This window comes from Phocaeicola acetigenes (assembly GCF_027529745.1).
GTDB lineage: Bacteria > Bacteroidota > Bacteroidia > Bacteroidales > Bacteroidaceae > Phocaeicola > Phocaeicola acetigenes.
Map to the genome: position 1 here is coordinate 25,096 of NZ_JAPZVM010000016.1, position 7,598 is coordinate 32,693.

The following is a 7,598-nucleotide window of genomic DNA, read 5'->3' on the forward strand; positions in this document are numbered from 1 at the left end:
ATCAAATATGAATTTCCAGTCGCTTTTCAAAGAATATACTCCAGTAGAGTATGGTGATTTTTTTCGCCTTTATAGAATCAACAACAGGGGTTATGTCATTTACTGTAATGAAAATAACGTAATTTGCTGTATGGAATTATACGGTTTTACGGATATTTCGGTTATTATGCTGGCTGAATTACTGAAGGTTAATTTAGAAGAATTGGAAGATTGCGAAGAGTTTTCCCTGCCTGTTCGTTGCAACAGACAACAAATAATAGATTATTTGTTTGATGTTTCGGCAAAAGAAACAAATGTGAAACTAAAGCATGTATCTGGACTGCATGGCTATTTGCTCAAATCTATACATCAAGATAAATCAGGGCTGGATGCCTATCGCAACCTATTTCAATTTGATCCTGTTAAGGGAACTACAAGACTTTTGTTTGACGATAATCAGTGCCTGGCTTCAATACGCACAGATAAGTCTGGTTCTGTATATATCTGCTGGAATCCTGTCTTTTTCTTTGGTCTGGATAAATCCGGTGATCCAGACTCAACAGGATATTTACTTGCTTCATCTTCAACTTTACTGATTGATTATGTTTTGTCCAAAATTTCTTGTGAAAGAGATATAATAGTAATGGCTGGTAGCAATTATTTAGAGGCTCTGCTTTTTATTTCTTCTTTCGTTACCTCACAAGATCTTTCTTATAAATTATCTGTTTGTTATGATGATATGAATGTGACCATTCAGTTCTTGAACTGGCCTACTCCTCAAAAGATTATTAATTTTATCTCACAGCTTAATAAGCATATCCCTAACGGTTATGAAAAGCTTTCGTGTGTTATGGTAAATAAGAAAATATATTTGCAGGTTCCTGCTATCCAGTCTTATTTAAAACCGTTGCTTTACTTATACTATGATTTGTTGTGTGATGGCTCTTTAAAATTGTCATTATTGAAATCTGATGCTTCCTAATTATTATCTTTGTGCCCATTTTAATGCATTTATTATAAACCTTTATAAATAGCTATATGACAAAATCTGAATTGGTTAAACAAATATCTTATTCTACTGGCATTGATTACGCAACAGCATTAACAGTAGTAGAGGCATTCATGTCTGAAGTAAAATCTTCATTAGCAAATCAGGAGCCTGTCTTTCTAAGAGGCTTCGGCAGCTTTATCCTAAAGCATAGGGCAGAGAAAACCGCTCGCAATATTTCCAGAAACACTACATTAATTGTGCCGGAACATGATATACCTGCATTCAAACCTGCCAAAGAGTTTGTCGCTTCAATAAGTAAATTGAAAAATATTTAATAGGGACGGTTTTACACAACTATCCATTTATCTGTATCACAACTATCTGTAGAGGGTGTATGATTAGGATAAAATTACACAACTAAATTATTCTATGTTATTTTTGAATTTGTAACATAATCAAAATATGAAAGATCAACTTGCTTTATTACGAAAATGCGTCGTAAATCAAATACCGGCAACTGTATTTCAAGGTGACGATACCTGTACGGTAGAAGTATTGGAAGCAGCCATTGAAATCTACAGAAGGCATGGCGCTTCTCGCGAGTTTCTGTATGACTTCCAGAATGTAATTGAAGATGTTAAGGCTTATCAGAGACAGAATCCCCACAGATTAAAACTGGCTGACATGAATGAAGTTGAAAAAGAACTTCTTCGTAAGGAAATGCTGGAGAAAGGACTACTGGGATGAGCATAAAACTTACCATGTATTCTGCCGACCTGAGCAGCGAACTGCCATTGCCGTTTGCCGACCAGGGCGTAAGGGCAGGGTTCCCGTCACCGGCTCAGGATTACATGACTGACAGCATAGACCTGAACCGGGAACTCATACGCCATCCGGCAACTACTTTCTATGCCCGTGCTTCCGGAGATTCCATGAAGGACTGCGGTATAGATGACGGCGACCTGCTGGTCATAGACAAGGCCCTGGAACCTCAGGACGGTGACATAGTTGTGGCTTTCATTGATGGAGAGTTCACGCTTAAAACGGTGCGCTTTGACGATAAGGAAAAGTGTATCTGGCTCGTTCCGGCCAACGAGGAATACACTCCTATTAAGATTACAGAGGAGAACAACTTCCTGATATGGGGAGTTCTTACCTACAACATAAAAAGACAGCTTAGAAAGAGATGATTAGGAAATTGGAAGAAGATGATATATCTGAAGTTTTAAAAATATGGCTTGACTCTAATGTTGAAGTTCATAACTTTATATCGAGAGATTTTTGGTTTGATAATCTCCATTTTGTCGAATCTGCTTTATCCCAGTCTGAGGTTTATATAAGTCTATATAATAATTCAATTTCTGGTTTCATAGGTTTAAATAACGACTTTATAGAAGGCTTATTTGTAGATTCAAAGTATCGTTCTAAAGGTGTTGGAAAACGACTACTGGATTATATAAAACTAAATCATCATCTACTTAAATTAAATGTTTATGTAAAAAACATAAGGGCTATTGATTTTTACAAACGAAATGCCTTTATTATTAGTAGAAAATTCATTGACGAACTGACTGGAGAGGACAGTTATGAGATGATTTGGTCAAAATTGTAGATATTATGATAGCCCTTGTCGATTGCAATAACTTCTACTGCTCATGCGAGCGCGTGTTCAATCCGCTGCTCCGTGACAAACCTGTTGTTGTTCTCTCGAACAATGACGGCTGTGTCGTGGCCAGAAGCAACGAAGTAAAGGCAATGGGTATCAAGATGGGTACACCTCTCTATCAGATCCGTAATATCTTGGAAGCAAATAATGTGGCTGTCTTCAGTTCCAACTACAATCTGTATGGTGATATGAGCCGCCGGGTAATGATGTTGCTGTCCGAGTTCACGCCCGAACTGACACAGTACTCGATTGATGAAGCGTTCCTGGATCTCTCAGGCTTCGGAGAAGGGGAGAAACTGGTTTCCTATGGTCGGAAGATTGTAAAGACCATCGGAAAGGGTACAGGAATCCCGGTTACAATGGGCATTGCTCCTACAAAGACTCTGGCGAAGGTAGCAAGCAGATACGGGAAAAAGTACAAGGGTTATGGAGGTGTTTGTATCATTGATACGGAAGATAAACGAATCAAAGCTTTACAAGGGTTCGAAATTGGCGAAGTCTGGGGTATCGGCCATCGGAGCTTGGATAAGCTGCGCTATTATGGTATAAATACCGCCTTAGATTTCACTCAGAAAAGCGAGAGTTTCGTGCGAAAATTACTTACAATTACCGGTGTGCGCACTTGGAAGGAGCTTCGCGGAGAATCCTGCATCGATGTCGAGGAACTGCCGCAGAAGAAGAGTATCTGTACCAGTCGCAGTTTCCCTGACTCCGGCCTGTCCGAACTCTCCAGCCTGGAGGAAGCTGTCGCCAACTTCACATCCGAATGTGTGCGCAAGCTCCGTATGCAGCACAGTTGCTGCACGGAAATAACAGTCTTCGCCTATACCAGCCGTTTCCGTCTGGATCTTCCGCAGCACTGCATCAACCGCACCATCCACCTACAAGTACCTACAAATGACCTTCAGGAACTTGTAAGCACTGCAGTCCGGGCACTCCGCATGGATTTCCGCAAAGAGGGGGGATATTTATATAAGAAAGCCGGTGTTATTGCCTGGAACATAGTTCCTGACTCTGCCATCCAGACCAACCTTTTTGATACCATAGACCGTGAGAAGCAGTCACGTCTGGCCGCTGCCATAGATGCCATTAACCGCAAGAACGGCCACAACACCATAAAGGTAGCTGTACAGGGCACCACAGGCAAGTCGTGGCACCTCAAATGCGAACACATTAGCAAGCAGTACACCACCAACCTTGATGATGTCATTATCGTGAAGTAAAATATGGTGCTGGATGTAGCTTATTTATTTCATAATTACAGCTGTAAGTCAATTTTAATATCTACATTTGTATAGTTTGTATAAAACAATAATATCCTTGTTGAATTTTTATTTCGTAACGAAATCAAAGTCCTTCAGGAATATAAGGAAAAAGCACACCGGGAACTTTGCCGGGTACGTGACGAACAGAGAACAATAGGGAAAATAAAAGTAAACACAGAACTATAATCCAGAATAATTTATATATACAAGTAAAAAAAAGAGTCTCTTTTATTGGGTCAAATACTTCTTTGGTGTTGATGAGTGATTTCAAGTCTTGACCGATCTCACTCAATTTTTTGGATAACTTCTGCATCCATATTTCAAAATCTTCGTTATTGATATACATGATTTACTTCGTTTTACTGATTAATACTACTTGTGTCCAATGCATTGACGAAGCAAAGGACGGAAGAACGAAGCAAATAAAATAGGGGAATCCCTATGGACTCCCCTAAAGCCGTTTTGCAAACATCTATAAATTAGTGAATTATAAAATCATCTTTTTTCATCTTTGTTTGCAACCCTGTTTCGATTTTCCCGGATGACGAGATTTTTCAGGTAATCCAACGCTTTGGTAAGATTGAAAGGTTTGCGCTTGAATACTCTACCCTTAGATTTATGAACGTTCCCAAACGTGAAATTGAAGGCTTGTTCCAGAGCATGGGCAATATGGATATATGGAACGGAGATTCCTGCTTCATTAACAAATTGCCCGGAGAGTTCAAACGATACGGCTAATTCTCCCATACTGTCAATTCCCAATCCTTTTCGAGAATTGGGGATAAAATAGACTTTGGGGATATTTGATTGGTTGTTGTTGGAGAAGTGATTTGTTCGCAAGAAAGTAAATTTCAGCAAATCAATTTCAGATTCAAGCAACATCATCACTTTCCGTTGATATACTTTTTTGAGCTCATTTTTTTTTCAACTCATAAAAAGATGATGATTTCAAAGAATCAAACTCGATACGGGTAATATTCAGTTTCCGAAATATTTCATGATAGCTTTGTTCGGATTGACTGATCGCTATTATCTGTTCCGTAAAATGTTTATAGGCATTTTGCATTTCTTCTTTTGAAACTTGTGGAGTGTCAGATAATAGACTGAATAACTCCAAGCTATTTTCATTCATAACAAACTCCTTTATTTGTAACTGCTTTTTATACCATAATCAGTATCCTTATTTTCAATAGACTTACTACTTGAATTGTGAGTTTTTCCAAAACTAAAGTTCCACGTAAGAGTAGCAACAATGGTTTGGGAGGCACTACTGAAGCTTTCCCGCCTGAAAGGTGACTGATTATTTTTATTCTCTATAATAGTACGTGAAACATTCCGGAATGGATTGAACGCTCCTATGCCAAAAGAGAAATTATCGGTGTTATATTGAATGGCTAAATAGTGATAGTTACCGCTTTTAGTAAGGGTTTCACCATACAGCTTTTCGTCAAATGGTTGTATCTGACCGATAAACATCCATTTCTTATACATTGCCAAAACATTCGCACTATAATAGAAATTAGAATGTGTGTGAGAATAATTCTTCCCTTGACTGTTGAAATGACTGTACCCACCTGTAAAAGAAAATTGCAGTATGTTTTTTATCATTCCCACCTTTAGGGTCATTTCAGCATTATATTTGTTCCAGCTCTTCATATTTTCAGACATTATCAAGAATACATCGCCTTGCTCTTTAAGTGATTCCATGATGGGATTATGCTTGTGATGATGTCTCAGGTTAGCATTGAATGTAAATAATCCTTTCTTGTTTTCGTAAAAAAGATTGTTATTCAGATTATTATAGGGCTTTAATGATAAGTTGCCTTTTTCGGCAAGATAAGGGTCGATCCTAATTTCCGTGTTGGTCAATTCAGCTAAAGTCGGATTGGTCTGAGTCATCTCCACATCGTAACGGATAAAAGAATTTTCATTCAACCTATACCCCAACATGACTTTGGGCAAAAGGTTATAATAACTCTTATTGGTCGAAGTGTTAGAAAAATGCACTCGATTAATCCGCAACCCAAAAGAATAGCTGAAATTATTTTTACTATGGAGCCACTCTGAGAAAATAGAAGATTCTGATTGTTTCAAATCTGACTGAAATACTCCATTTTGCTGAATTTCCTGCTTCGTAAATGATTGTACGTGCTTTACCCCAAATTTCAAACTTCCATAAGTAAAACTCTTCTCATAAATTCCTTCTGCTATCAATGAATATTTATCGGAAGTCAAACCAAACTGCTCTCTAAAAATAGTATCAATATCATTGTATTCGATATAGTTGCGATCTGTTTCTGCTTTGATATAACTTCCGACAATGTTGACGTAAATTTTTTGCTGGTTTTTCAAACCATGCTCATAGTATAAGTCCATTGTTGGAGTATTTATTTTCTGACTGACACCATCCAATATCTGTCCTATCTCTATGCTATTTTCTTTCAGATTACTTTTGAAATCGTTATGCGGATGATCCGTCAAGGCATACTTCAACTTGGCATTAAAGAATGTCGAATCATTTTTTTGATAGTTATAACCGAAAGTAACATCGTGCATCTGATATGAGTAATCTCCGCCATCTCCGATTTCATCTCTCTGTAATGGGATAGAATTTCTGAACCGATAACTTCCTGTACGTGTCCGGTTGTTGCTGTTGATTTTTTGAAAAGCAGTTGTGTAATTCAATGCATATTCCGACTTCCCTTTATTAAACTTAGCGAAAAATACATCGCCCCCTGCAAGGATATTCAGCGAGTTCATCAAATCCACACCAACAACACCGCCTTTATCATCCCTTACTACCACGTAGTTGATAACTTTGGAAGCATGTCCGTATCGGATACCTGCATAATCCGAATATTCTATCCGCTTGATTTGGCGGGGTTGCAAGGTCTGAATTTCTTCCGGCGTGGTATTTACGCCGTTAATCTGCAAAATGACTTTCCCGCCGTCGGATGATGAAATCGTATTCAGCATCGGATTGATGTTCAAGCCGGGAAGCATCATTGTATTCAGCAATTGCATTCCGTTGGCAGAATGGCTGATTTGCAATTTTGTCGGGAACACAATCCGTTGGTTAATCTTGTTTATTGTGGAAGAAGCAGAAATCACCACTTCCCCAAGTAACAAAACATTTTCATTCAAATACACATCTATTTGTGCTGATTCCGTCAGATTCTGTATCAAAATCCGCTTTGTTTCAAATCCTAAACAGGATACTGACAGCACATAATTATCTGTGGGAAGATTTTCAAATTCAAATCTTCCGATAGTGTCTGTCGTTGTTCCTTTCAGAAAGACTGAATCTTGTTTGAATAGAACGACATTAGCAAACTCAACAGGTGTTTGCGTATTTTGTTGAAGTACTCTTCCTGAAACATGAATCGATTGTCCGGACACACTTAGGCCGGAATACAGGAAAAATACGATAAGATATAATAATCGAGCTTTATTAAAGTACATACTTGTTTTCTTATAATGGGTTACGGATACAGATATAGCATCTGCATCATAAACCTCATGAATAAATGATAATAGAAATTTTCCCCTCAAAAAGAGTTGAAGGTGATAAGAAAACTGAGATTAGGATTCCCAGTATAGACTATGCACGGATTCTAAAAATACGTGCTATTGAACAACGAATGCTCGACATGATTTGTTTTTTGTTCTAAATTTGATGCAAAGATAAGCTTTTATT

General features: G+C 38.0%; 9 protein-coding genes and 1 pseudogene. 6 read left to right on the forward strand and 4 right to left on the reverse strand.

Going from position 1 to position 7,598, the window contains the following annotated elements; genetic code table 11:
• The first annotated feature begins 7 nt into the window (after positions 1–7).
• The 6 genes from O6P32_RS13105 to O6P32_RS13130 all read left to right on the forward strand — a co-directional run bounded on the left by O6P32_RS13105 (position 8) and on the right by O6P32_RS13130 (position 3,859).
• Positions 8–961, forward strand: coding sequence for a hypothetical protein (locus O6P32_RS13105; RefSeq protein ID WP_269878966.1), 954 nt, complete (start codon positions 8–10; stop codon positions 959–961).
• Between the two features lie 56 nt (positions 962–1,017).
• Positions 1,018–1,305, forward strand: a complete 288-nt coding sequence (locus O6P32_RS13110; RefSeq protein ID WP_175631587.1) for an HU family DNA-binding protein — start codon at positions 1,018–1,020, stop codon at positions 1,303–1,305.
• A gap of 127 nt (positions 1,306–1,432) precedes the next feature.
• Positions 1,433–1,717, forward strand: a complete 285-nt coding sequence (locus O6P32_RS13115) for a hypothetical protein (RefSeq protein WP_269878968.1) — start codon at positions 1,433–1,435, stop codon at positions 1,715–1,717.
• Positions 1,714–2,160 carry a LexA family protein gene (locus O6P32_RS13120; RefSeq protein ID WP_269878969.1) on the forward strand — a complete coding sequence of 149 codons (447 nt, stop codon included), beginning with the start codon at positions 1,714–1,716 and terminating at the stop codon, positions 2,158–2,160. Before O6P32_RS13115 ends, O6P32_RS13120 begins: the two co-directional genes overlap by 4 nt.
• Positions 2,157–2,582: a GNAT family N-acetyltransferase gene (locus O6P32_RS13125; protein ID WP_269878971.1), complete on the forward strand. Its 426-nt coding sequence runs from the start codon at positions 2,157–2,159 to the stop codon at positions 2,580–2,582. Before O6P32_RS13120 ends, O6P32_RS13125 begins: the two co-directional genes overlap by 4 nt.
• Positions 2,583–2,587: 5 nt before the next feature.
• Positions 2,588–3,859: a Y-family DNA polymerase gene (locus O6P32_RS13130; protein ID WP_269878972.1), complete on the forward strand. Its 1,272-nt coding sequence runs from the start codon at positions 2,588–2,590 to the stop codon at positions 3,857–3,859.
• A 259-nt stretch (positions 3,860–4,118) separates the two neighbouring features.
• Here the strand turns inward: O6P32_RS13130 and O6P32_RS13135 are convergent.
• The 4 genes and pseudogenes from O6P32_RS13135 to O6P32_RS13150 form a co-directional block, all read right to left on the reverse strand.
• Positions 4,119–4,247, reverse strand: a pseudogene (locus O6P32_RS13135) (helix-turn-helix domain-containing protein); the annotation flags it as partial.
• Between the two features lie 149 nt (positions 4,248–4,396).
• Entirely contained in the window at positions 4,397–4,786 is a 390-nt protein-coding gene (locus O6P32_RS13140) for a hypothetical protein (RefSeq protein WP_050486453.1), read from the reverse strand.
• A gap of 28 nt (positions 4,787–4,814) precedes the next feature.
• Entirely contained in the window at positions 4,815–5,033 is a 219-nt protein-coding gene (locus O6P32_RS13145) for a hypothetical protein (protein WP_032845630.1), read from the reverse strand.
• An 11-nt stretch (positions 5,034–5,044) separates the two neighbouring features.
• On the reverse strand, positions 5,045–7,363 hold the full coding sequence (locus O6P32_RS13150; protein WP_269878974.1) for a TonB-dependent receptor: 2,319 nt from the start codon (positions 7,361–7,363) through the stop codon (positions 5,045–5,047).
• Positions 7,364–7,598: the final 235 nt, after the last annotated feature.